The organism is Pedobacter nutrimenti, from assembly GCF_032678445.1.
GTDB classification, from domain to species: domain Bacteria; phylum Bacteroidota; class Bacteroidia; order Sphingobacteriales; family Sphingobacteriaceae; genus Pedobacter; species Pedobacter nutrimenti_A.
Genome location: NZ_JAVTSQ010000012.1, coordinates 273,205 through 298,893 on the forward strand (window position 1 = coordinate 273,205; position 25,689 = coordinate 298,893).

Consider the following 25,689-nt stretch of genomic DNA (forward strand, 5'->3'; position numbering starts at 1 on the left):
CTGTTGTAAATTTCAGGACCAAAATAAAGAAGGGGCCTAAATCTTTCTTGTTGGTTAACAATAATTTGTTAAATTTAAGCTACATACCTTCTTTACTATGAAACAAACTTCGAAAACAGCAATACGATTGATTGGACTATTGTTCTTGGCAGCTGTAACAGGAACTTTATTAAATGCTAAAGGTTTATCTCATTCTCCTTCATTCATCGAAGCAAGTTGGAGTAGAATGAATTTTGAGAAGCAGCATGTATGGCCAAATTCAGCCTCTGAACTCATGAAAAAAATAACATTAAATGATCCTGATATGCATTTTAAAAAGGGAAAGGATGTCAATAAATTATCTTCCCATTTTGCCAATAAAAAGGGGAAATCCAGTGTTCTTATATATTGTAATGGTGATCAGGTAAAGTCTGTTCAATATATGGTTGTACTGGATGTTGAGGATGGAGTTCTTAGTAATCGACTGAAAGAAGTACGTAAATTTATGTTGAGTATTTGGGGGACACAAAGAGCCGATTGGATTGATGGAGAGGTTAGTAAAGTTGAAAAGAATGTAGGACATTCTGTGAAAAACCGCATGCCAGATACAGATATTAAACTCGAATTCGAATATCTGGCTCCACATAAGGTCGCAAATATTATTTTCAACCAGATCGTTATCCAGTAATCAATGCAGCTGTTTTGTAGTTCATAATAATTGGCTTATTAAAAATCGATATTTAAGTGCTTTAATTGGGAAGAGATAGGTATCTCTTCCTTTTTTATTTTTAACCAAAATCCTGTCAACCAAAACAATTTCTTGGTTTTATTTTCACTTCTGTTAAATCTGGTTCAAAATTTTGCCGGTCATTTTTTCTTTATAATACTGTATATTTAATTTATGTGTAAAATTATCTGTTTTATATTTGGATTAGTACGAAATAATTTTTAAACTTGATTAATATTTGAATTAATTAAGTAATACACCTAAAATTAACGGAATGAGCATCTCAAACTCACGTAACCGTCAGGAATCTGCTAGGGGAGATCCGGTTGAACAAGAAACAGATGGTTACATCTGTAAAACTGGAAAGCAGCCTTAAAACTGGCAAAAAGAGGAAGGTCGTTACCTGCTGCAGAAGGTTGATCCTTTTTCTCCCTTATTAGATTTATTATTCATTTAACACAAAAAAAATATGAAAACAATCTCAAAAAATATCAAGTTCCTCCGTCAAAAAATGGGGTGGAGGCAACGTGAAGTAGCGGAGCTACTTAAAATTTCTATTCCTGCATTTTCAAAAATTGAAACAGGAGTAACGGATGTCAATATTAACAGGCTCCGTCAAATTGCAGATCTTTTTAAAGTATCTATTGTTGATATGTTTTCCAGTGACTTTACGGGAGTAAAATCTGGGGATACCTTGAAAATTGAAGAATTGAGTGAGAAGTTGCATCAACGCGAAAGCTTGTTGGTAGACCTTCAAATGAAGTTGTTGCAGTATTATGAGAAGAAGCCAACAATTATCAACATAGGGTAATATTGATCCTTCCCACCCTGACCGCTCGGTTAGAGCGGTCAGGGTTTTATAATTTAGTCTCATTACTTACTTTGAGGATGAGGGATCTGCGACGTTAGGAAGATTTGGGTAGGGCTTTTGAAGTGCTTCATTTGCAAATTTTTCTAATTATAGCCCCATATCCCTTCTAATAGCAAACCGACCAAATTTTTCTCGCGAGATCTCAGAATTAAATTTATAAAATTCAAAAGCGCCATTTTCATTCAAAAAGCCATCATAAAATGGAAATATTTGAAAAGCGCTATTTAGACTTGGGGGACCTAATTTGCATACCATAAGACCACAAAACATTAAATTCTCCTTAGCTTTTTCCGCACTAAAGCAGATGTTAAATCCGAGGTTCATTTCTGTTTTAATAGATGGGTATGTAAAAGCATCAATAAATGGACTATAGAAGAATTTCTTATAAATTGCTATCGAGCTTTTATATTTATATTCCTGACTAGGAGCAACAGCTTTTGTAAATTCCTCAAGTAAAAAGTTATGTAAAATAGTATGTTTTGCATTTTCTAATTCATCAAACTCAGGCAAATATGAGTTTACATGTATTTGTGATAATCTCATTTGCTTTCTATTCTCATAAATCATTAAGAAAAACCACTCACCTTCATTGCAGGAGGTTTCGTAAATTGCATTTGTTGCCTGGGCAGCCGCGTATAAAACAGATTCTTTAATTTGATTTAATCTGCCGAGAGTATTTACGTCCGCACTTGGTCGAGTCCAAATGTCTTGCTCTTTCTGCATAGATGCGAAACACATACTATCTAGACCTTGATAATCCTGATCTGAAAATTTCCTTATTCTGTAGAAATGGTATTTATTATGCGGTAGGGTCTGTGTATCCGACTTTAGGAAAAATGAAAGATGTTTTTCATTAATTTCAACACGAAATAGATTTAGTAATTCTTGATTTAAATGTTCTTCAGTAATTGTCTTTAAATTGACGCGTGTACGATAATTGCTAATTCGCTCATTTAGTTCCTTTACGGAAATTTTTTTGAAACAGTCCTTGAAATTATTTATGTCATTAGCATTCATACAAACAAAGTTACTTTTTTATAAGCTATTTAGGGCTTCCATAACGAAGCATTGGTGGAGTCTGCACAACAACCCTATATTGATTTAAATGTAAGGTTGTTGTGCTTTTGTAATTGGCGGGCATAAATTAATACTGAATTATTTAGATGTATGATGCCCGCTAAAGTCATATTTCGAAGATGAATAGCTAGTGCAATCTGAGTCTTGTTATCGGTGAGATACAATTAAGGCCAAGGAGCAAACAGATAAATTATAAATTTTGGTCGCTTAAACGCTCAGGTCATTAAAATCTATTGGCCCGTGATGTTTGCTTAAAAATACTTTGGTAATCTGATTGGGGACAAACGGCTTGTCGACAAATTGTTTGGTTTTTGTATCATAAGCATTGGTAAATAACTTGCTGTCTGCTCTAAAGCTTATAAATCCCTGTTGCCCTTTCAACTGCTCTGAAGAAGAAAGGTCAAGCATATCGCAATGGAATTCGGCGGGCTTTTTATCATCGGTAAATATTAATGGCGGTGCGTATACAAGATCTACGATTCCTGAAAAATTGATTTCTGTGTCTAGTTTGTGAAAGGGAATACATATTTGATATGACACATTCTCAAAAGCGAGATACATCATGTGCATAGGCACCTGATCTTTTAGATTCTGCTTTTCGAAAATAATGCAATAGGGTAGTTCTGTACTGAATTCAGTCGTCATCCGAACCACTTTGGCAAAGGGCTTGAAATACTCTGTATGTGACCCTTTTAAAATAAATTCACGGACGGCTTGGTAATTCTTAAGCTCGTAACCAGGCAGTACACTCAGTGCAATCTTTAAAAGGCATTTGTATACATTCAGTGGGGTATGCGGATTCTTTTTATATATGATCTGCCAGGAGCTTTTCTCCTGATCAAAGTAAAAGTTGTCGCCACTTTCATCTGAAATGGTAATAAAATCTTTATTGGCACCACTACTTGTTTTAGCGGCAATTAATGAGTCTAGGGGCGAGGTAAACTTTGGTACTTTATTTCTGCCCACTGCGGTAACGGTTCTACTTAGCCCCAAATAGTCGGCAAAATGATTCTCCAGGGTTCCGAAATGTAAATTACATGTATCACACTCAAAATCGGACACGCCATAGTTGTGTCCGAGTAACCTCGGGATGATATGGGGTTCATGTTTAAATTTGGTCTGAGTGGCATCTTTCCCGCAAAATCTGCATATTCTATTTTTTTTTGGTATACGGTTCAGAATTGGTGGTATAGGAGGGATATATATTCTGTGATTTGGATAATGCTGAAAGAAAATATCAAGCTTATCTGCATAATTTGCATAAGTTGTTACTGTTATAGTTTCTGATTCCATTTTTCAAAATTAAGCTAATTATCAATGCCACCCCCAATTGTGCAAACTCCTGTTCTGATAGGTTAGTATGGGGGCTAGATCAAATATTCTTTCCTTTTTCCCATTGGAATAATACAAAATACATATTAAGGGCTTCTTTAGCAAGCTGAAATTGTGCGGATCTAGCCTAATTTCAAATGATTGAACCGTGGTGAGCTCCTGTTGGAACAATGGTGTTTTATTGCCAAAGCTGAAAACAGAATATTCGTTTTCATCACGAATATGCGCCGTTTTTATGTCATTGTGACTGTCGCTGACAACTCCTTTTGGAAAATGAACTTCTAGCTTGTAATCATGCTCGATACTGTTACTGGTATTTTTGATCTGGAAACTCAATTTATATCTTGCATACTGTAGCGTAGTTTGTGCTAGTAAGCCTCCACCATTTGTTTCGATCAACACTTCCATGATTTCTAGTTCTGACTTGTGAACTTTTTGGAATAAATTTCGCACCTCATAGTCTTCCATTGGCACAGACTGGAAATTATATCTACGATAATAGCGTTTATCTGAACTCATATGGGGAACTCTGGTGCTTGCGGGTATTTTCACTATATATACAGTCTGATCAATCTTCTTATCAAACCTAACAGGGTGGATATGTATCCCTTCAATGCGCGGTGAAATTTGTGTATTGATCACATTTTCAAGCCATTCTTTTGTTATATTGTTTCCGTCAATATATGAGATTTCAGACGCTACATGGTTTTCTTCTTTCATGCCATAGACGATAATGCCGCCGTCAGCATTCGCAAAAGCCGAAACATCTTTTCCGATTTCTACCTTTTTTTTATCTGATTTTTCAAGACTGCCTCCTGATTTAAAATCAATGTGTGTAGATTCTTCGGCCTGTATTTGAATAAGGCCAATTAGATCATTTTGATCGTAATCTTTCTTTTCGTAAAAATCTAGCATTATTAAAAATGGTTGTGATATAAAGTTAAGATTTAAACAGATACATATTTACAAATATAGAATTGTAGAAACAATTAGCTTCTTGTATTTTACACCGCTATCAAATATTCACAAGTTCTTGGATATTTATTAAGTTTGTATTGCAACACTTAACCTCGAATAAAAATATTCACTTGAAAGTCTTCTTACAATATAGTTGGGATAGCGAGTCACATAAAAAGTGGGTCTTGGAATTGGCTAACCGATTGACTTTAGATGGCGTTGATTTGTATTTTGATCGATATGACCTAAAGGTTGGATCGAACAATCTTCACTTTATGGAACAGATCGAATCATCCACGAAAGTCATTCTAATTATGTCCAGTGGATACAAGGCAAAAGCGGATGCTAGGTTAGGTGGGATTGGTTACGAATATCAGATCATGTCGACTGAAATTGCTGAAAAGTTGCTATCAACTCAAAAATTCATTCCAGTGCTGAGAGACGGTGACGCGACAACCTCCATACCAAGACTCCTGCGGCCACTCCTTTATCTTGATATGCGTGATGATGAGCACTTTGAGCAACAGTATTTGGAGCTTTTACACTTGATATTTGATGAGCCTTTAATCAAAAGACCTATGCTTGGCCAAAAGCCACTATTGGGAGAGATGTTGGCTTCAGCACAAGAACTCCTAAAAGAAGATCAGCTGAAAACCTCGAAAAAGGTACATGATGTAATTGCTAATTCACTATATATGTTGATGGCTGAAATTGAAAATGGGGTGGGAGTAGATCGTGAAAGAGTACTGGACAGGATAGAGAACCTTTATGAAAAGTCACGTGATATCTCATACAATATACCTGAGTTTAAAGTTACGGAATTCAATAAGATCGTATCCCATCTGCTTCTTTCTTTTGCCAACGAAAATACTAAGATACTTATAATAGGAAATATAGAGCTGATTTGGGTCGACGTTGACGATCAAAAGCGATATGAATTGGAAAAGATTATGCAGGAGCTAATGATCAATATGAAAAAGCATAGTCGTGCAACACAAGTGGTTTGGCGATTTGAACATGTAGATAATAATTTCAAAGTTTCTTATAGCGACAATGGAATAGGAATGGAAAAAGACCAAAAGATAAATAATGGTCTAGAGAATGTAAGAAACCGAATAGATTCTATTGCTGGAAAAATTGATTTTAACACTAAAAAAGGTGATGGATTAAATATTCAGATATCTTTTCCGGTTCGTTGATATTGCAAATGGATTAATAAAAGTCAGGCAGAAAGGGTGTTATTAAAAAAAAACAAATCTGCTTTTTAAGCAGATTTGTTTATAATATTAAATAATTTCAAAAAACATTAGGCAACTCGGTCAAAAAATGGGATGGAGGGAAAGTGAAGTAGCGGCGATACTTTAAATTTCGATTCCTGCATTCAAAAATTGAAGAACTCAATGAGAACCCCTTTAAGTTCCTTTATTGGCCTAAGAAGTTTATCTTAGATTATGATTTGGCCTAATTTTATCACAGAGGTTGCCGTTACCGGTTCAGAACAGTTATTTCAACTTGTCCTAGAAGAAAAGTTACATAAGCCGTTAAATAAAAATGGCTTTCCTATTAGTTTAATTGAGGTTGATAAAAATAATATTACCCCTGCTGACGGGTTTTTATATTTTCCTTCATGGATCAATCTCTATCTGACAGAAGACTTTGTTGTAAACGATTACAATCAAGAATCAGAGTTTTGTTACGAGTTTGTGGCCAAACTTGAAGACATCTTTAAAATGATTGGCAGAAAGGAAGAAAGACCTACATTTGAAACGATTAGAGCAGCCACATACTCCATTTTTTATAAATCAAATGACGGGAAGATATTACTGTTCCAACTGCATAACGACTTGAACGAAGTCTTAATGTTGAAATTTAGACAAGCTCTTAATTTTCTTTCAGATTTGTCAGCTGCAAAAACACCAGATGTCGAGAATGCTATCAGCGAAAGCTATTCTTATAACAACGTTGTTTATTACGTAGGTTATCTGAATGATTCCTGGAGAATTGTAGATCCCTTGCTATATGTGGCAGACCAAATTAACTCGGAATATCGACAACATGCAGATCTAAGAACTCATAAACCGGATATCATTTTACAAGAAGATAATCTCAACAGGCGACACACTTTTGGTGATAATTGGGTGTTGGAATTTGATGGCCTTTCTACTTTTTTGGATCGACCAAATGATGTTGGGTTGTATTCGAGCATTTGCGAAAGGATCTTTTGTTAGCAAGAAAGTTTTATGATGATACTATTCTGATAAGGCATCAATATTACATCGGTAACTTTCCCATACCAGAACAGCAGAAAGAGTATTTTGACTATTTTGAACTTATTACAACTGCCCTGATCTTTGCTTATAGTTCAATTGAAGGTTTTATAAATAATTTTATTCCGGAGGATTACAGCTACACCAAGCCAAATGGCACCAAAGTGATGGATAAAAATCATATTGAGCGCTATTTTTCATTAACGGATAAGCTGAAAAATATTTTCACGGATATATATCGCACGCCAGACCCGCAGCTGGAAACATGGTGGCAAAGCTTAACTGACCTGCAAGAATTGAGAGATCAAACCATTCATACCAAGCAAGATTATTCGCAAACCCGATATTCTAAACTACTTAGCCGGGACATTTTTGATACCATAGAAATCTATAAGGTCATTATTTCCTACTATGGTAAATACATTTTGGGAAAAGATAAAAACCTTATTAACGACTTTCCTTATAATTTTGGTTTCGACCAGGTATATCCGGCCCTTATGACGGACCGCACTTATAAAGACATTTACAACAGTCTTCACAACCCGTCGAACCCCTTGTAGGTAGATACGTGTTTTTGACTTGAAAAGTATATTTATGACCCCAAAAAACTCCCTTGCCGAACTTTATGACCAGTTAAAAAAGTTCCATTTGTCCGACGGACTGTATGTGATTGGCGCCGTGAATGCGGCATTGAAATATGGCACCCTTCAACCTGTCAGAGAGAATATTCCGGACTGGGTATGGGTTTGGTTACAGGCTAGAGGAAGAAGTGAGCAGGATAGGCGATCGTTATCTATTGCGTTCTCCAGGATGGCACGTTTCCTGCTTCTTTCTTCTGCAAATGATTATAAAGGAATCTTTCTTGATTTAAACAATCCAGCGGTTGGTAAAGCTTACAATCAGGTGATAAATTTGGAAGAGTTGGATGAATCTTTAGGAGAAAATACACTAAGCAAGTTTTCCCTGTATTTTAATAGAATAGGACAAATTCAATTTCCCTTACAGGCTAGTAAGAAGACAATAATTGGCAGAGGTTTCTTATTGTTTCATAAGCTGGTTCTTGCTACTCCAACAAATTATGATTTTGATAAGAAGTTTAAAGAGTATTTTGGACTGAACCTTATTGAGTTCATGTCAACCGGCTTTGCCATGTGGATTTTATCAAATGGCACGCTGGACTACGAGATAAAAAATGAAATAAAAGAACTGAAACATGTCATAACATTGGAAACGCAACGGATATTCCTGTCATTGTCTTGCGGGACACCACAGCGTTATCGGGAATTGGTACGGGGAATTGCTTGGAAAACCCCTCACAAGCTTAAAGATATGTATGCGCTTGAACCCTTAACAATTATGCCTGCTGTTAAGGTAGAAAAATCGTCAAAATTGTCTTCCACAACTTATGTGATTCCACAAGCTAAATATTTACTCGACAGGGCAAGTTCGGGTATTTTCTATCTGTTGGGGGATAAAGAAAAGGAATTGGCCGAAAGCGAAGGTAAAAAAGGTAGAAATCCGTTTAGAAATGCTTTTGGAGCGGTGTATCGTGCCTATGTGGGTGAGCATTTGTCCATACCTGGCAGACATAATTTCATTGATCTTGACAATGACTTTGTACAAACCAATGGAAAACTACCGGACTTTGCAATTGTACAAGAAGATATATGCATCTTATTTGAGGTAAAAACTTCCTTGCTTAACATTGATGCCCGGACATATTTTGAAAAACAAACACTGGAAAAGGAAGTAAAAGCCGGTAATATTCAAAAAGCAATCAATCAATTAATGGATTTTAAGCAGAAAATCCTATTGGGGCAAATCAATGACGCTAGATTTTCACAAATCACAACAGTGGTCGGTATTATCGTTGGTTACGAAGATATTTTTTCTATTAATTCAATCCTGCTACCAATGCTCGACACGCTCAATGGCGCGATGGTAGACAATCTCCAATTTGCTTCAATATCGGATATTGAAGCTATAGGCAGTGCTATTGATCAGAAATTAAACATTATCGAACTGCTACAAAAAAAAGTTGCAAGTCCTGCCGAACGGCAATGGTCAATAGCTACCCTATTCCATAAAGATATGGATCATAGAAATTCGGTATTGGATCAAGCCTTTGATGAATTTATTATAAAAATGGGCGTTCCTGATTTTGCAGGGAAATCAGTTTAAAAACTTAGCCGAACCATTTTCCATTCATGCTTCGCCGTTATAGGACGGTTCAAAACTAGGCAGATTCTGTGAAGTAAGAGTTACATATATTAATAATCATTTCTTTGTAGAAGAAGCTGTAACAATATTTATCAATAATAAACCTATCCATAGCAATTTATTTTCATCTCGGTTTTTAGATATAAAAATTAGAAAGTTACACCCGTAGTTAAATCATATTCCAACTAATACCTCCTTCAAAACCAACCCTCAAAATCCTGCCAATTTTCTCAAAATTATCTCAATTTTTACAGAAATTAATTTTAAAATAAATTACCAAACTTACAGTTGCTATGATTATCTTTGGTTAAAGAAATTAACTGTATGAAGTAAAAGACATTAGAAAACATAAAACTTCCTAATAAGAGGTATTAATTAAAAGAGTCTCGATCTCCAAATTCTGACAAGTGCCGACGAGACAATAGATTAATGCCCATAACAATTTTTGCGTACTTTTGTGTAAAAGAGAATGCACTATAGCGTTATGGGCTCTATTGTAATCCGTTCGGCATGGCCGTCAGAAAGCCTGGAGATACGGTATTACGTAGGGCCCGCTATAGTGCATTCTTCGTTTTGAGGTATCATTCCCAACGAAATAACTAAGGCAAATCTGCTAAATCCCAACGAGACTCATTTTAAGTTCAACTAACTAAAAATGAGAATATGCAACTAACCAAATTTCCCTGCTTAAACAACATTCTCGCCCTCATCATCTGTCCCCCAGATTAGCTCCTTCACGAGCCGGTCATTCCTGCGTAAGCAGGAACCTCGACCCGGAATTCAATTGATTAATCAACAAAAAATTCAAATGCTTACCCTCTTTTTATGGAGAAAACGAACAATTGTACATGCTTTAACAACCCTCAAATCACAGGTTTCTTTCAAGATTACAACCTGGATGAATGCGGAACCTTACTATGGCAGCTCTTTAAACTCAGTACGGTAGCCAATCGCACGGAAATACTAAGCGCAAATGAATGGTTCAACCTGCTCTCTTTCTACGAAAGCCTGGATGAACTGTTAAAGATCGTGTACATGAACTACTCAAAGCAGCAATCCTAGAAAAAGAGAAAAAAACAAACTAACCAACATATCACATGAAAAAAACGATTCAAACCATCGTACTGGCCGCGCTTTGCCTAAATTTTCCGGCCAGCGCCCAGCAGAAAAACCCGCCACCATCCTCTAAACAGAGCCTCGTTAAAGGGAAAGTCATCTCCTTAAAAACGCGCGAGCCGCTGGAAGGTGCCGCCATCCAAAACATCAATACCGCGCTCACGCTTTTCACCGATAAACATGGCGAATTCCCCCTAGACCTTCCAGCCGGCCGCTACCGGCTCGCCGTATTCCTGGAAAACTACCAGACAGAATACCTGGAAATCAGAATGCCGCTAAAAGAACCCCTTGTCATCGAACTCGAGCCCAAAGACAACAATTTAAACGAGGTCCAGATCATCGGTTACGGAGAAACCACCAAAAGGCTCAATACCGGGAGCATCTCTACCATGACCGCCAAACAAATCGAAAACCAGCCTGTGACTAATGTACTCTCCGCGCTATCCGGCCAAATGCCCGGAGTCTATGTACAAACCACTAACGGACTGCCAGGAGGCAATATCAATATCCAGATCAGGGGCAAAGGCTCTATCGCCGCCGGTACCAATCCGCTGTACATCATAGACGGTGTACCTTTTCCCGGATCTTCTTTAGTGAGCAATTCGCCTTTAGGGGGAGAAGGTATTGTTGGAGAAATCAGTCCATTAAACTCCATCAATCCCAGCGATATAGAAAGTATCAACGTGCTTAAAGATGCGGATGCTACGGCCATTTATGGCAGCAGAGGGGCCAACGGGGTTGTACTGATCACTACTAAAAAAGCTAAGGTTGGGAGTGTTCAAACCGATGTGAATATTGCCCAGGGCTTCTCCCAGGTGGCCAGCATGCCAAAGCTCCTGGGGCTGGATGATTATTTGAATATCCGGCGTGAGGCCTTTAAAAATGACGGTTTGATACCCTCTTCCGATCCTACATCTTACAGCTATGCACCCGATTTAACCCTTTGGGATAACAAAACTTCTACCAATTGGGCAAAATATGTGATGGGACACACGGCCAGAACTACAGCGATCAACGCTACGGTATCTGGAGGAACGATGGAAAACCGCTTTTCTATAGGGGCAAATTACAGGAACGAAACCTCTGTAATGATGGGAGACAACGATTACAAGAGGGGCGGTACGCGCTTAAGCCTTGAACACCATTCTGCAGATGAGCGGTTCAGTATACAGTCTTCATTGTCCTATACCAAAGAAGAAAACAAGGGGGTAAACCCCAGGGAAGCTTTTTCCAGTTTTGTGCTGTTGCCTCCAAATTTTCCACTGCGAGACCCAAATGGCAATCTAAACTGGGCACTGGGCTATAATCCCTTAGCGGCTATTCAGAATACAAGCCAAACTAAAGTAGAGAACATCCTCTCCAATACCACTATAGGGTATGAAATCCTCCAGGGGCTGCATATAAAGGCAAATATTGGTCTGAATACGCTTGGAATGACCCAGGTGATGGTTAACCCCAAATCAGCAAGAAACCCTAATGCCGCGCCGGTAAGCTATACTTATTTTGGCAATACCGCCAACCGGAGCATTATCGTGGAGCCTCAGCTGGACTATACGCTTAAAATCAGAAAATCTGCCATCGGCATTCTGGTCGGTGGAACCTGGCAGAATTCAACAAAAGAGAACCATTTGATTACCGCTACAAACTTTAATAGCGAAAGCATGCTGGAAGACATGAGTTCTGCAGGACAGTTGAATGCCAACTACACTGACCTGGTATACAAATATGTTTCTGTATTTAGCCGGATCACCTATAATGCCGATGATAAGTATCTCCTTAACCTCAGTGCCAGAAGAGATGGTTCTTCTCGTTTTGGAGCCAACAACCAGTTTGGGAACTTTGGTGCCATAGGCGCAGCCTGGGTATTTAGCAATGAAAAATGGGCAGCGGAATACCTCTCGTTTATAAATTATGCAAAGCTGCGGGCAAGTTATGGAATTACAGGTAACGACCAGATTACAGATGACCAGTTCCTCTCTACGTACCGTTCTTCGGGTTTAATCTATCAGGGCAACGCGGGCTTAATGCCTGCACGTATTGCCAATGAAGATTTTAAATGGGAAAGCAATAAAAAACTGGAGGTAGGATTGGAAGCCAGCCTGTTCAAAGAGCGGCTCAGGTTTACCATCAATCATTTTGAAAACATCAGCGGCAACCAGCTGGTCAATTACACACTGCCCCTGATGACTGGCTTTGACAGTTACCAGGCCAATCTGCCGGCAAAGGTTAAAAACTCCGGATGGGAGGTTGAACTGAATACAAACAATATCAGGAAGGAGCGTTTTGTTTGGACTACAAATTTCAACATCACCTTGCTGAAAAACAGGCTCCTCAGCTTTCCGGATTTAGCCACTTCCAGCTATTCCAATTTTCTAACTGTGGGTGAGAGTACCCTTAGGGCAACAGGCTTTAAATACCTGGGTGCCGATCCACTTTCAGGGGCTCCTTTGTATGCTCTAAAAAACGGAGGAAGCAGTTCTTATCCTGATTTTGAGAATTATTATACGACCATTGGAGATAAAAGCCCTGCCTATTATGGCGGGCTGGGCAATAGTTTTAGCTATAAGGGTTTTGGGCTGGATGTGTTTGCCCAATTTGCCAAACAGTTCTTGTTTGGAAGCTTAACCTCACCGGGAACCCTAACGAATAATTTTGCCCTGGCAGCCGGGCGCTGGCAAAAGGAGGGAGAGGTAACCGATATTCCTAAAGCCTCTACATTCCGTGATTTCTATTACGGTCTTTCCTCGGCCAACTTTTTTAAAGCAAGCTATCTCAGGCTTAAAAATATTCAGTTGAGTTACCGGCTGCCGGATAGCTGGTTAAAAAGGAATAAACTGAACCGGCTCAGGATCAATCTGCAGGTACAGAACCTGCTGACTTTTTGGAATAGAAATGCCGCTTTGTATGATCCTGAAAGTGGTGCAGATGCCAATATTCCGCCTTTAAAATCCTTTGTGCTGGGCATTCAGCTTGGTCTTTAAACTATATGCATATGAAACGATATATCTTTCTTTTATTCATCGGCCTTTCGGCCCTGAGTTGTAAAAAACTGATCGAAACTGGCGATCCAAAGAACCAGCTCACTACAGATAAGGTCTTTGCAGATAGCACATCTGCTACCGCTGCCCTGGGTAACCTCTATGCGCAGTTTGAGCGAGGTTTTGAGCCTAATTTAACCCCCAATATTGGTTTGTACACAGATGAGCTCAATGTAACCTCTACAGGAACAAATGAAAGTGAATTTTTGCAAAGCAGGTTGTCTGTAACCAATTCAACTAATCTAGGTCTATGGCAGGTTTTATGCGCTGTAATTTATGGCTGCAATGATTTATTAGAGAAGACAAAGAGTTCGCCAGAATTTCCGGTTTCTAAAGTTACACAGTTAACCAGTGAGGCCAGGTTTTTAAGGGCCTATGCGTATTTCTACCTGGTTAATTTGTACGGGCGCGTTCCATTATTGCTCAGCACCAATGCAAAAAGCAACCGGCAGGCTGCGCAAAATGATCAAACAGAGGTATTCCAGCAGATCAATACAGACTTACAGGCCGCAAAACAAGGGCTAACAGAGGTTTATCTGGGTCCGGGTAAAACCCGCGCAAATAAATGGGCTGCGGGGGCTATGCTTGCCCGGGTCTATCTGAACCAGAAAAACTGGGCAGCTGCAGAGGATGAAGCCAGTCAGGTTATTGGCTCTGGATTGTACCTTCCTCTTGATGCAGCAGCAGATGTATTTAAATCAGGTAGCAAAGAGAGTATTCTTCAATTTTGGACGCAGCAGGGCTTTATAAGCTCATCAGCTAACCTGTTACCAGCCTCAGATACTTCTTTGCCAGCTTATCCCATTACAGATGCGCTCTATACGTCTTTTGAAGCTGCCGATGTACGTAAATCAAACTGGACTGGAACCAGTATAGTTACCACAGCAGGTGTTTCAGAAACCTATCATTATTCTGCCAAGTACAAAAACAAAGAGGCGGGTTCCGGCAGTCCGGAATATCTCATGGCACTCAGGTTATCAGAGCAGTATCTGATCCGGGCAGAAGCCCGCGCATGGCTTGGGCGATTGCCGGAGGCTAAGCAAGATCTTAATGTCATTAGACACCGGGCCGGGCTTCTGAATACTACCGCTGGGAATCAGCAGGAATTATTAGAGGCCATAGCGCGTGAAAGAAGGGTGGAGTTATTTAACGAATGGGGCGCACGCTTCATCGATCTTAAAAGAACCGGAACCATCAATGCGGTATTAGGGAGCTACAAAAATACCTGGAAGCCAACAGCGGCATGGTTTCCAATCCCCCAAAGTGAAATCAATTACAACAACAAGCTTATTCAAAACTTAGGATACAATTAAACAAAAACATCATGAATTTAAAGAAAACAACCAACATCATTTTACTACTGATTACCCTTTTTTCTATAGGCACTTATGGTCAGGATCAAAAGATCAAAGCTTTGAAAATTGGCGACAAGGTTCCCGATTTTCTAATCGACAATATTAAAAACAGCGAGTTTAAAACCAGAAAAGCTTCTGATTTGTACGGTGCCGGGCTATTGATCATCAATTTCTGGGAAACCTATTGTGTACCCTGCGTAAGAGAGATGCCCGTTTTAAACAAGCTTGCGGCAAAGTTTAAGGGGAAATACAATATGCTGTGTGTATCCAGCCAGGATGACCATACGGTTGATACATTTATCAAAAGAAATACCCATGATCAGCTCATGTTTACCGCTATGGATACGGTATTGTATAAATATTTTCCTCATAAAGTAGTGCCTCATAATGTGTGGATTGATAAGAATGGTGTAGTTGTAGCCATTACAGACGATTACGAAGTCAACGAGAAAAATATTGAGCTTGCGCTCAAAGAGAAAGTGGAGTTAAGCGTAAAGGATGAGGATTTAACTTTCGACTGGCGGAAACCATTAAAAACTGCCGATTCAATTTTCATTTACCGATCTGTGATTACTCCCTTTAAAAATATTGGAAATGGAGGCACACTAGCGTTAGACACTTTAAGTCAAACCTCTAGATTTTTATCCTGGAATACTATAAAAACGGATTTGATCTGGTCTGCTTATATGAAAACCTCCAGGCCTAGAGATTATAAACTCATTGACATTATCACTAAAGATTCTGCTTCCTTCTTTTTCCCAGCCAAAGAAGGTGAGATGAGGGAGTATGGAGTTGAAAAATATAAGGAGTGGGAAAGGAAAAACAATTATTGCTATGAGTTATATTTTAATAGAAAGGTAGGTTCAAACCAATTTTATGACATTATGACGAAGGAATTATGCTTGTTTTTTAATCTAAAAGTAGAAGTGACTCAGAAAGCAACGGAATGCTGGGTGCTTACCAAATTGAATAATAAAATACTGCAGTCAAGATCAAAAGGAACAGAAAAGAAGGGTTATGGATTTAGTGATTCTAAATTTACAGCATCTAATCTACCTTTGGATGAAATAACCAAGATCTTGTACGGTTTCTTTTCAAAAGAACGACCTTTTGTTAATGAAACGGGCATACGATTTAATATCAATATGGAAAAAGACTTTAAGACGCTGTTTGAATCTGGACAGGGATTATCTATGGATATTTTACAGAAATATTTGAATTCTATTGGATTAGAATTGAAAAAGAAAATGCACGCCTATCCTCATTTAATGATTTATGATCTGAATCAATAAGTTTAACAAGCTATTCCCGATTTAGGCCGGGAATAGCTTATTCGCAAAAACTAGTTATATCTTATTACAGGGCCTGATACAGCACTTGCACAAAGTTCATTTGTACCAGTACATCCTGTTATAGATTGAGCCTGAGCTACGGTCTTATTGGTAAGTGTTCCAATAATATGACCAGCTCTGTCAAATCGGATCCAGTCATAGCTTACTTGTTTTGCAGTTGATGCAGCATTTGCTGTTTTGGTTACAAATGCGCCTGAAACACCAGCAATTAATGCCAGTGCCAGAAAGGTGGTTTTAAGATGTTTCATCTTGTTTTAGATTTAAAATTAATTACTCTGTTATTTATAGTCTATTCTCGCTTCGCGACGCGTTGAATATTCGTTGGAAGGGGTGTACCGGATTGGAATTAGGCTTATCAGGCCTCAGGGCTAAAAAGCTGAGCAGAATGAACATGGCATTAAATGCTAAATGTCCTTTCCAGCTCAGCTTTGCCATTAATCCACCGCAGGTACATGGCAAATGAAGCCCTGAAAAAAACATCCATAGAATGTAGAGCTCAAACACACTTAATAAGGCTATCGATAATATCAATCCCAGTTTTCTCGACTTTTTAAAAAAGAGAAAACAAACGATCAGCAATTCAGTGGTGGGTAAAAACCAGGCGAGTAGGGGAGCTAGTTTATCCATCATTGGAAAGGGAGAGAGTTTCATTTGGAAAACGAAGATCTCCTGTTCCAATAGCTTGCTCATAGCGGTGTAAGAGAATAGTAGCATGAGCAATCCCAAAGCTAGATCTACAATTAGTGGATGCAATTTCAAGGTTTTCATATCATTCTGAATAAATTATTCTTTGGTAATTACTCCTGGCCCGGAAGATACTTGTTCATCAATAGAGAATTGACTCAGATAATTGGTGATGTCCGTGTAGGTACTGGAGTCAAAATGAACTTTGCAAGGCACTTCGCCTGCTATTCCACAGCTAGGGCTGGAATTGCTGACCAATATCCAGTTGACTGGATCTTTTGCACCGCTTACCGTATTCAATTGATACCGGTAAGTCACCGCTGTTACTTTGTCTTTGTTAACGCTTTTGGCGTCAAAGTTTAAGGTAGTTACGGCTGCCACCGCTACTGCCAGGGCTATTAAGCCCGATTTGATTTTTGTGTTCATTACATTTTGTTTTAAAGTTTATGGATGGAGTTGACAAAGGTTCCTCCCTGCTAGCGTCCTCAGGGAACAGCCTTATATTGTTGTTCTTTTTTTATCATGCATAGTAAACTTTAATGATCACCTCGCCACTAGCTTCTGATGTTTCGTCATTCGCAGACATCACAGCGATCTTATTTTTGGTTTCAATGATTTTTATAACAGGTTCATCTTTCTTATCCTGTTTTTGCAGGGTAACAGGCAACTGATTAATCAAAGCGAAATAGGTAGAGTAGGCCATAAAGGTCAAAGTCTGCTCATCCAAATTGTTTAGATAATCTATCTGATCAGCTTCGAAATCAAAGTGTGCAATAGCCCAGCTTTTAATGTCTTTAAGTAAGTTGTCTGCTTCAGTTTCGAGCTCTGCTTCAGGAAGCGAATAAAGGTGTAGCATAAGGTCTTGTAAACCTGTTTCTGTAAAAGGGTACTTTTTGTTTTCCATAATTCTATAATTAGTTTCAGCTTTTTTTGCACCATAGGGTGCGTGAAATTGAAAGCTAATTTATAGAGGTCTAAAGTGGCTTAGAGAAGGTTTTTGCAGCGTTTTGTCTGAATGGTACGTGTTTTTTGTCTGAATGGTACATTGCATTCATGAATGGTACAGAACTGGATCCGAATGGATAATAAATTAGAAATTTTTAATGCTGTTAAACTAAAATGTTATCATAGGTTATAATGTTTATTTTAAATAAATATTATATTTGAATTTAACCTCTCACTATGAAACTTAAACCTACCCACTACAAAATTATAGCCAAGCTTTGCATATCTTTTGCAGCTGCACATATTGTTTCATCTCTTGGTCAGCATAGAAGCATTTTCGAACTACTCACTTTAAAGGCGTATTACATTGCCCTGTTCTTTAGCGCGTTTATTGCATTTTTGCTGTTGGAAATGGTTGCACTAGTCAATGAACTGTTGGATGGCTGGTACCCTTGGCGGTATTTGTGGGGTCTAAGATTAGTGATGCAGACAGGAATGGGCGTATTCGTTCCCTTAGTCGTGGCATTTTCCTTTGCAGGTTATTATTACCATTTGCATGGCTATGATATCCTTCAAACAGATTATTTTCCTTTCGTATTTAAATTGGTTGTTCCTTACGTACTAGTTGTTAATTTGTATTGCAATAAAGATTATATAAAATTGCCATGGGAATCGGTTCCTGAGCCATTGGTTCTGGATAAACAGCTGTCGTCAGCAGATGCTGAAAATCTTGTTTCTGCCAGCGAAGCCAAAACAGAAATTGGTTTGGTATACCTAGAATCCAGAGCTTGCCTGGCTAAGGATGTATTCAATCAGGATACGCCGTGGCCATATAATACCATAAATGGGTCTTTACGTGCATTGTCTGGTGATGAATATTTCCTTGCTGCAAGGGGCTTAATCATAAGGGGAGATTTAATTGAATCGGTTAAACAGGATAAAAAGCGTAACCTTCTGGTGATGCTTAAGCCACCTTTTAGTAAGGAATATGAAGTATCCAGACATAGAAACCGTTATCTAAGGGCATTTGGTGATAAAAACAACATGGATTGGTGGGATAAGGAGCGTAAAAACTTCCGGCAATAAACTACCGGAAGTTCTGGAGTTTAACTCAGGTTGATCAGATCTTCACTAATCCCTGTGTACTTACAAAACTCTTTTACCGTAATGTATTGGTTTTTCTTTTTGTTGTAAGCGAGCTTCATGCTTTGAAATAATCGCTGTGCTTCTCTTTCGCTAATCCCAATGAGCTGGGCTGCATCTTTCGGAAAAATACATATCTTTTTCATGTCTTGGTTTGTTAAACCGCAACCGATGAGTGACGCTAGCATAAATGGTGAGCACCTTTATGGAACCTACCTTGCAGTTGGTTAAATAAAAAACAATTAACAGGTAATTTACAGAAAATCAATTGATTAAGCGTTATAAACGACAAAAGCGTCAAAAGCGTCAAAAAACACCAGATAGCGACAATTGCGTATCAATGCGTCAAAAGCGCCAAAAGCGCAGCACTTTATTTTATTCCTGTATAGATTCGGTTAAGCAATTGAAAACATGGAATCGCAAAAGTCAATATCATCAGCCGGAGTTCAGCAGGAAAGAGGGCCTTAATTGAGGCTTATAACAAATTTGATTCTCGTACTACTCTTGTTCGACTCTGGTTTTACTCGTATAGCGAAAAATGCAAACCAGAGCAGGGGTAAAGTAAGACAACAGCAAACCTATAACAATCTCATTTGTAGGAGGCGGATACCCTCCATTTTTCAAACCAAAAGAATTTACATTATGGCAAAGATATTTAAAGGAATTTTTGGACCGGTTTCCGGGAAAATCGGTTCTGTAGTTGGCGCAACCTGGAAAAACATCCCATATCTACGTTCGCTTCCCAGAAAGAAAAAAAAGAAAACAGCCAGAACACCGGCGCAAATTGCAAATCAGCAGAAGTTTAAGTTCGTTACAGAATGGCTGGTGCCTTTTTATCCCTACATTTCTAATGGTTTCAGGCATCTGGCCCAGGGGCGGACAGAGATCAACGCGGCCTTTTCCTTAAATTATAAAAGTGCAGTTGGAGGAGTTTATCCCGACCTCAGCATCAGCTATCCGCATGTGTTTCTGAGTAAAGGAGACTTGCCTGGATTGATGGAAGCCGAAGTTTCCCTATTGGGTACAGACAGTATTCACCTTAGCTGGGGAGCAGATAACAGGATCCATCACATTTCTTTTAATGATCAGGTGATGTTGGTGATTTACAGTCCGGAGCTTAAGATGGCAGACGGATTTATAGGCGGGGTAAAGCGGGCAGATCATGAGTGTACCTATAAAATGCACCCTAAAATGCTTGGGCAAGCGCTTGAAGTGTACGTCAGTACCTATACTTTAAATGGAAAAACAATGTCAGACAGTCAATATATTGGGAGGATAGCGCCATGAATGCCGAAATGAATACTTTACGGACACTGATCCTGCAGCAAATGGATCCAGCTTATTTCGATCTAGATGAGCAACAGGTGCTTTATTGGATAGCGGAGCTGCCTGTAATAAAAGAACAGATTTTTAAGTCTATGCAGGAGGAGATGTTGGGTGTTACTTCAAATAGTTTGGTGGAGCGGCATTTGAAGCAGATTCAGTATGATTGTGGTTATTTAACGGATACTTTGTTTAAATATCAGAAGGTGCCGATTGCTTGTATGGAATTGTACGCTGCAGCAGGGGATTGTCTGGAGCAATTGCTGGAGCACATTGATATTAGGTATGCGGGTTTCTTTAACTGGGCAAAGGAGACAGCTGTTGCTTTACCTAAAACAGAAAGCAATCCCAGGATCCGGGTGTTGTTTTCTGTTGATGCATTGGCTTATTTCTTTAAGTTAATGAATAAGGCTGGTGGCTTAGATGCAGGGCCTGTAACACAATTGATCGTGGCTATTTCCAGGAACTTCATTACGCCAGGAATAGGAGATGGGGTCATCTCACCTAATAGTTTAACTACCAAGTATAAGCAGGTGGTGCAGAGCACGGCTATGCGGGTTCGGGTGTTATTGGTTAGGATGTTGAAATTGCTGGATGAGGAATTTGGTTAGGGGGCCAGACCGGGGCGGGTGGAGATTTTTCAGCGCAAAACAAATTGTTTGTGGGGCGAATCGTACTGTTGGTGCATAAAATTTTATCAGCACAACTATATACGCTAATATTGCAGCATAAGGATAATTGAAGAAAGAAAGTTTTAATAAATAAGTAGGATATATGGGACAACTGAGAAAACACTGGAAGCAGATACTCACAATATTGGTGATCTATACGGTCTGGTGCGTGATCGCATTCCTGTCCTTAGTTGCCCTTCAAGGATTACAGACAACATTATCGCAGCTTGGTACGGGCAGTAAACTATACATCAACTTCGTGCATTCTGTTATTAAAGATACTTTGGTTTACTATATCCTTATTTATCATCTGGTTAAGCCGATGGTTGAAAAGGGGGGCTGGAAAAAACCGTTGTTGAAATGTATATTATTGTTTGCGGTGCTCACGGGTTATGAATATCTGTATACTTTCCACATTATTGGGGCCGAACCACGGGCAGGCACCAACCTGACGGTACGTACCTTTATTATTTCTGCAATCTGCCTTGATATTGCAATGCTGCTTATTTCCATCTTCTCCGCAACTCTGATCAATGCTAATGAAATGCAAAAACGTAAGGAAGGCCTGGAAAAGCAAAAGCTTAAGGCCGAGCTTGCTGCAATAAAATACCAGATCAATCCACATTTTCTTTTCAACTCTTTAAGTTTTATTTATACAAAAACAGTTCTCACAAGTCCGGAAGCTGCTAAGGCAGTGTACCTGCTTTCGGAGATTATGAGTTATGCGCTAGACGAATGGGATGATCTTGGAACGGTACCACTTTCCCTTGAGGCCGAACAGGTGAAAAGGGTAATTGAAATGAATCAGATTCGTTTCAGCCACCAGTTAAACATCTGTTACGTAGAGCATATAGAAGATAACACAGCTCGGGTGCCTATACTTTCACTGGTAACCCTGGTTGAGAATGCCTTTAAACATGGGGATATGAATGATGCTAAAAACCAGATGACGATCGAGCTCCAGGCAACCAGGAGCAGAATATATTTTCGGGTCAGCAATAAAAAGAAGAAAGGGCCAAAGGAGCCGTCAAAAGGGATAGGTCTGAGTAATGTACAGCAGCGTCTGGAGCTCATGTATGGTATCAAACATGTGTTCAATGTGAAAGAGGACGAAAATTTTTATATGAATGAAATCACCATTAACCTTTAGTCCAATGATGAATTGTATTATTATAGATGATGAGGCGCATGCCATTGAGCTATTGACTCTTCACGTTACGCAGACCCCGTTTTTGAAACTGGTGGGTAGTGCAAGCTGTACCAGGGATGCGTTGCAACTGTTGAATTCGGAATCGGTAGATCTTGTGTTTTTGGATATTCAGATGCCCGAAATGACAGGGATAGAGTTTCTGCAGGTGCTTGGCGGTCGGTACAGGGTGATTCTGACCACCGCATTCAGGGAATATGCGATTGAAGGTTTTGAGCACCAGGTTGTGGATTACCTTTTGAAGCCGATCTTTTTCCCCCGGTTTCTGATCGCTGCGCAGAGAGCAATGGAGCTTCACAGCGCTACAAAGGATAATACGGAAGAGTTTATACTTGTACAGACCGGGTATAAGGGGAAACTGGTTAAAATCAAACTGGAAGATATCCTTTATATTGAGGCAAAAGGAAAATACATCACTTTTAATACCCAAGAAGGTGAGCCGATTACTTCGCAGCTCACATTGGGCAGCATTGAGGAGAAGCTCTCAGGCGAACGTTTTATGCGTATCCATAAATCATTTATCATCGCCCTTCCCTTTATTGTGATGATCCATGGTAATCTGGTACAGCTCCAATCCGCACCTCTGCAGATCCCCATTGGCCAGACCTATCGTGAGGTTTTTATGTCTCAGATGAAGGGCAAAGTAATTACGAACAAAGATAGGGAGGACCCAGAACGGCCTCAAGACATTAATATGTAACAAAAACAATCAATTAATAATTAAAAAAAAATGAAAAAATCATCGTTAATCAAGTCAGCAGCAGTTTTATTGATCACATTGGCATCGGCCTGCGCGACGCCTTATTTTGGCAAGACCTATACCGCTACGCAAAATGTGGATGTGTATCTGGATGCCAAAGATGTAAAACAAACGTACGAAGTTATGGGAACTTCTGACGTAGACCAAGGCTTCTCCTCATTGGAGAAATTGCAGCAAAAAGTAATTGAACTGGGGAAAGCCAAAGGTGCAGATGGGGTGATCATGAAACTCGACGAAGAAGTTACCGGTAGTACCAAAAACGATTTTGGTTCGGTAGGTACAGGTAAGAAAAATAACACCTATTCTAGCAGTTCCATAACCACTAATACTAAAGTCAAAAAAGTAAAGGCAACTTTTATTAAATACAAATAAAAAAGCTCTAAGTAGCATTACCCTTTCTGGGTATCCCCTCAACCGTTCATATCCCTGACCTTAGGGGTTTCATTCATTAAAAATTTCCGGACTAAGCCTGTGCCTTTAATCATTTATTAAGGATTGGGCAACGCTTTGTCAAATTTTCTCTGGGTCAGGGGTGAACGTTTCTCTCGGTAAAACTGCCGGGAGAATGGTAAATGAATAACTACAGATATGAATACCATAATGAAACTAAAAAAAGAAATTATACTGTTACCCGTTCTATTGACGCTGGTTACAATGACGCTTTCCACTCGGGGACAGTCAAATAAACTACCCGGGAATCCTGCCCTGGTTTCCAGCGCAAAAGATTTGCAGAAACTTATCGATGCCGATATCGGGAACCATAAGTACCAGGTAGAGGATTATTTTGAAAATCCTAACTCTTCCGATTTTCAGCTATCGCCTAGTGGCCGCTACCTTTCTTTTAAGGAACGGGATAACCAGGGGAGGAACAATGTAATGATCAAAGAAGTAGCAACCGGGTATATTACGCGAGCCATAGAAGAGAAGCAGGATGTGATTATTGGATATGGATGGGCTACCGATGAGCGTTTATTGTACCTGATGGATAGGAGCGGCAGTGAAAATTATCATTTGTATGCGATTAACCGTGATGGCTCTAATGATAAGGATTTAACCCCCTATGCTGGTGTTAAGGCGCTGATATTGGAACGTCTTCCTGGACAGAAGGAATCTATCATTGTTAAGATGAATAAAGACAACAGAGAGTATTCCGAGCCATACAAAATTAATATCAATAGCGGTGAGACTCTCAAGTTATATAATGTCGGTGCTGGGGAAGATCGGATCGACAGCTACAATTTTGATAAGGACGGCGAACTTAAAGGGTTTATGACAATCCATAATGGAAAAGAAATGCAGTATTTCTACAAACCTAAGGGCAAAACGGGCTACCGCTTAGTAAACACGATGAATTGGAATGATAAATTCACTATTTTATCATTCAACTATGCTTCAAAGAATCCTGATGATGCTTATATACTCACTAATAAAGATTCAGAAAAGGCCCAGATCGTTCTTTATGACTTACGTAGAGACAAGGTTCTGAAAAAAATCTTTTCTGATAAGGATTATGATGTTGCAAAAATGACCTTATCGGTAAAGAGAAAATGGGAAATCGATTACCTCGAATATGATGGAGATAAGCACATCATAAAGCCAGTAAGCAGGTTCTTTAAGACTATTTACAAAAACCTTCAGACTCAGCTTCCAGGTTACCAGTTTGAGTTTGTGGGTAATACCGATGATGAAAAACAATACCTGGTAAAGGTGACCAGTGATAGGCAATATGGAAGGTTTTACCGCTATGATACGGAAACAGGAAAAGCAACGCTTATGCATGATCTTATGCCTCAACTTAAAGAAGAGGATATGGCGGTCATGCAGCCCATCACTTTCACTTCAAGGGACGGATTAAGGCTTCATGGTTACATCACACTGCCCAAAGAAGCCTTAAAAGGTGGGAAAGTTCCAATGATCGTCAATCCTCATGGTGGACCTCAGGGCGTGCGGGATTCATGGGGATTTAATCCCGAAGCCCAGTTATTTGCAAGCAGGGGATATGCTACCCTGCAGATTAATTTCCGTATTTCAGATGGCTACGGAACAGCTTTTTACAAGGCAGGATTTAAGCAGGCCGGAAGGAAAATAATGGATGACCTTGAAGATGGTGTCCAATACGCAATATCTAAAGGCTGGGCAGATCCAGCTAGGGTTGGGATTTATGGTGGAAGCCATGGCGGTTATGCTACTTTAATGGGGCTGATCAAAACACCCGACCTTTACAAGGCGGGGGTAGATTATGTCGGTATTTCTAATATTTATACCTTCTTTGAACGTGCCCCCGAATACTGGAAACCACTCATGGAAATGTTGAAAGACGTATGGTATGACCTTGATGATGTTAAGGAGGCTGAAATCGCCAAAGATGTCTCTCCGATATTCCATACCGAAAAGATTAAAGTCCCGTTGTTTGTGGTACAAGGGGGAAATGATCCTAGGGTGAATATCCTTGAATCTGACCAGATCGTGGATGCTTTGAGGAAAAGGAATGTTGAGGTGCCTTATATGGTCAGATATGATGAGGGACATGGCTTCATTAGGGAGGAAAACAAGATTGCATTCTATAAAGCTATGATTGGTTTTTTTAGACAGCATCTATAGCCATACGGTATATATCTAAAAGTATAAAATTTTACTGTAAATAAAATACATTCGTCATCCCGGC

General features: G+C 39.3%; 25 protein-coding genes. 17 read left to right on the top strand and 8 right to left on the bottom strand.

From position 1 onward, the window contains the following. The first annotated feature begins 97 nt into the window (after positions 1–97). Both R2S08_RS22480 and R2S08_RS22485 read left to right on the top strand, forming a co-directional pair. Positions 98–667, top strand: coding sequence for a hypothetical protein (locus tag R2S08_RS22480; RefSeq protein ID WP_316837248.1), 570 nt, complete (start codon positions 98–100; stop codon positions 665–667). A 508-nt stretch (positions 668–1,175) separates the two neighbouring features. After that, positions 1,176–1,517, top strand: a complete 342-nt coding sequence (locus R2S08_RS22485; protein WP_316837249.1) for a helix-turn-helix transcriptional regulator — start codon at positions 1,176–1,178, stop codon at positions 1,515–1,517. Between the two features lie 147 nt (positions 1,518–1,664). Here R2S08_RS22485 and R2S08_RS22490 read toward each other — a convergent pair whose 3' ends face one another. The 3 genes from R2S08_RS22490 to R2S08_RS22500 all read right to left on the bottom strand — a co-directional run bounded on the left by R2S08_RS22490 (position 1,665) and on the right by R2S08_RS22500 (position 4,901). Further along, a complete protein-coding gene (locus R2S08_RS22490) occupies positions 1,665–2,594 on the bottom strand; it encodes a hypothetical protein (RefSeq protein WP_316837250.1) in 930 nt (309 codons plus the stop codon). Positions 2,595–2,861: 267 nt separating this feature from the next. Further along, entirely contained in the window at positions 2,862–3,947 is a 1,086-nt protein-coding gene (locus R2S08_RS22495; protein ID WP_316837251.1) for an HNH endonuclease, read from the bottom strand. Positions 3,948–3,968: 21 nt separating this feature from the next. Then, complete coding sequence (locus R2S08_RS22500) at positions 3,969–4,901, bottom strand: ATP-binding protein (protein ID WP_316837252.1); 933 nt, start codon at positions 4,899–4,901, stop codon at positions 3,969–3,971. Between the two features lie 173 nt (positions 4,902–5,074). Here R2S08_RS22500 and R2S08_RS22505 point away from each other — a divergent pair, with 173 nt between their 5' ends. The 8 genes from R2S08_RS22505 (at position 5,075) to R2S08_RS22540 (ending at position 16,231) form a co-directional block, all read left to right on the top strand. After that, positions 5,075–6,142, top strand: a complete 1,068-nt coding sequence (locus R2S08_RS22505) for a TIR domain-containing protein (RefSeq protein ID WP_316837253.1) — start codon at positions 5,075–5,077, stop codon at positions 6,140–6,142. A 252-nt stretch (positions 6,143–6,394) separates the two neighbouring features. Further along, on the top strand, positions 6,395–7,171 hold the full coding sequence (locus R2S08_RS22510; protein WP_316837254.1) for a hypothetical protein: 777 nt from the start codon (positions 6,395–6,397) through the stop codon (positions 7,169–7,171). After that, on the top strand, positions 7,165–7,770 hold the full coding sequence (locus tag R2S08_RS22515; protein WP_316837255.1) for a hypothetical protein: 606 nt from the start codon (positions 7,165–7,167) through the stop codon (positions 7,768–7,770). Before R2S08_RS22510 ends, R2S08_RS22515 begins: the two co-directional genes overlap by 7 nt. A 19-nt stretch (positions 7,771–7,789) precedes the next feature. Then, a complete protein-coding gene (locus R2S08_RS22520; protein ID WP_316837256.1) occupies positions 7,790–9,391 on the top strand; it encodes a hypothetical protein in 1,602 nt (533 codons plus the stop codon). Positions 9,392–10,255: 864 nt separating this feature from the next. Next, a complete protein-coding gene (locus R2S08_RS22525) occupies positions 10,256–10,492 on the top strand; it encodes a hypothetical protein (protein WP_316837257.1) in 237 nt (78 codons plus the stop codon). A gap of 35 nt (positions 10,493–10,527) precedes the next feature. Then, positions 10,528–13,527, top strand: coding sequence for a SusC/RagA family TonB-linked outer membrane protein (locus R2S08_RS22530; RefSeq protein ID WP_316837258.1), 3,000 nt, complete (start codon positions 10,528–10,530; stop codon positions 13,525–13,527). Between the two features lie 11 nt (positions 13,528–13,538). Beyond that, on the top strand, positions 13,539–14,897 hold the full coding sequence (locus R2S08_RS22535) for a RagB/SusD family nutrient uptake outer membrane protein (protein WP_316837259.1): 1,359 nt from the start codon (positions 13,539–13,541) through the stop codon (positions 14,895–14,897). Between the two features lie 11 nt (positions 14,898–14,908). Further along, entirely contained in the window at positions 14,909–16,231 is a 1,323-nt protein-coding gene (locus R2S08_RS22540) for a TlpA disulfide reductase family protein (RefSeq protein ID WP_316837260.1), read from the top strand. A 50-nt stretch (positions 16,232–16,281) separates the two neighbouring features. Here R2S08_RS22540 and R2S08_RS22545 read toward each other — a convergent pair whose 3' ends face one another. The 4 genes from R2S08_RS22545 to R2S08_RS22560 form a co-directional block, all read right to left on the bottom strand. Beyond that, entirely contained in the window at positions 16,282–16,539 is a 258-nt protein-coding gene (locus R2S08_RS22545; RefSeq protein ID WP_316837261.1) for a hypothetical protein, read from the bottom strand. Positions 16,540–16,573: 34 nt separating this feature from the next. Next, positions 16,574–17,059 carry a MauE/DoxX family redox-associated membrane protein gene (locus R2S08_RS22550; RefSeq protein WP_316837262.1) on the bottom strand — a complete coding sequence of 162 codons (486 nt, stop codon included), beginning with the start codon at positions 17,057–17,059 and terminating at the stop codon, positions 16,574–16,576. A gap of 15 nt (positions 17,060–17,074) precedes the next feature. Next, on the bottom strand, positions 17,075–17,401 hold the full coding sequence (locus R2S08_RS22555; protein ID WP_316837263.1) for a hypothetical protein: 327 nt from the start codon (positions 17,399–17,401) through the stop codon (positions 17,075–17,077). Between the two features lie 94 nt (positions 17,402–17,495). After that, positions 17,496–17,879, bottom strand: a complete 384-nt coding sequence (locus R2S08_RS22560) for a hypothetical protein (RefSeq protein ID WP_316837264.1) — start codon at positions 17,877–17,879, stop codon at positions 17,496–17,498. Positions 17,880–18,157: 278 nt separating this feature from the next. Here R2S08_RS22560 and R2S08_RS22565 point away from each other — a divergent pair, with 278 nt between their 5' ends. Further along, positions 18,158–19,006 carry a hypothetical protein gene (locus R2S08_RS22565; RefSeq protein ID WP_316837265.1) on the top strand — a complete coding sequence of 283 codons (849 nt, stop codon included), beginning with the start codon at positions 18,158–18,160 and terminating at the stop codon, positions 19,004–19,006. A 20-nt stretch (positions 19,007–19,026) separates the two neighbouring features. Here R2S08_RS22565 and R2S08_RS22570 read toward each other — a convergent pair whose 3' ends face one another. Further along, a complete protein-coding gene (locus R2S08_RS22570; protein WP_316837266.1) occupies positions 19,027–19,209 on the bottom strand; it encodes a hypothetical protein in 183 nt (60 codons plus the stop codon). Between the two features lie 496 nt (positions 19,210–19,705). Here R2S08_RS22570 and R2S08_RS22575 point away from each other — a divergent pair, with 496 nt between their 5' ends. The 6 genes from R2S08_RS22575 (at position 19,706) to R2S08_RS22600 (ending at position 25,625) form a co-directional block, all read left to right on the top strand. Further along, the gene (locus R2S08_RS22575; RefSeq protein ID WP_316837267.1) at positions 19,706–20,350 is read left to right on the top strand and encodes a DUF6266 family protein; all 645 of its coding nucleotides are present in this window, start codon (positions 19,706–19,708) and stop codon (positions 20,348–20,350) included. After that, complete coding sequence (locus tag R2S08_RS22580) at positions 20,347–20,997, top strand: hypothetical protein (RefSeq protein ID WP_316837268.1); 651 nt, start codon at positions 20,347–20,349, stop codon at positions 20,995–20,997. The genes R2S08_RS22575 and R2S08_RS22580 overlap by 4 nt, the downstream gene beginning before the upstream one ends. Positions 20,998–21,160: 163 nt before the next feature. Then, entirely contained in the window at positions 21,161–22,207 is a 1,047-nt protein-coding gene (locus R2S08_RS22585; protein ID WP_316837269.1) for a sensor histidine kinase, read from the top strand. Further along, complete coding sequence (locus R2S08_RS22590; protein ID WP_316837270.1) at positions 22,185–22,964, top strand: LytTR family DNA-binding domain-containing protein; 780 nt, start codon at positions 22,185–22,187, stop codon at positions 22,962–22,964. Before R2S08_RS22585 ends, R2S08_RS22590 begins: the two co-directional genes overlap by 23 nt. A gap of 30 nt (positions 22,965–22,994) precedes the next feature. Next, on the top strand, positions 22,995–23,396 hold the full coding sequence (locus R2S08_RS22595; RefSeq protein ID WP_173087937.1) for a hypothetical protein: 402 nt from the start codon (positions 22,995–22,997) through the stop codon (positions 23,394–23,396). Positions 23,397–23,624: 228 nt separating this feature from the next. Continuing rightward, the gene (locus R2S08_RS22600) at positions 23,625–25,625 is read left to right on the top strand and encodes a S9 family peptidase (RefSeq protein ID WP_316837271.1); all 2,001 of its coding nucleotides are present in this window, start codon (positions 23,625–23,627) and stop codon (positions 25,623–25,625) included. Positions 25,626–25,689: the final 64 nt, after the last annotated feature.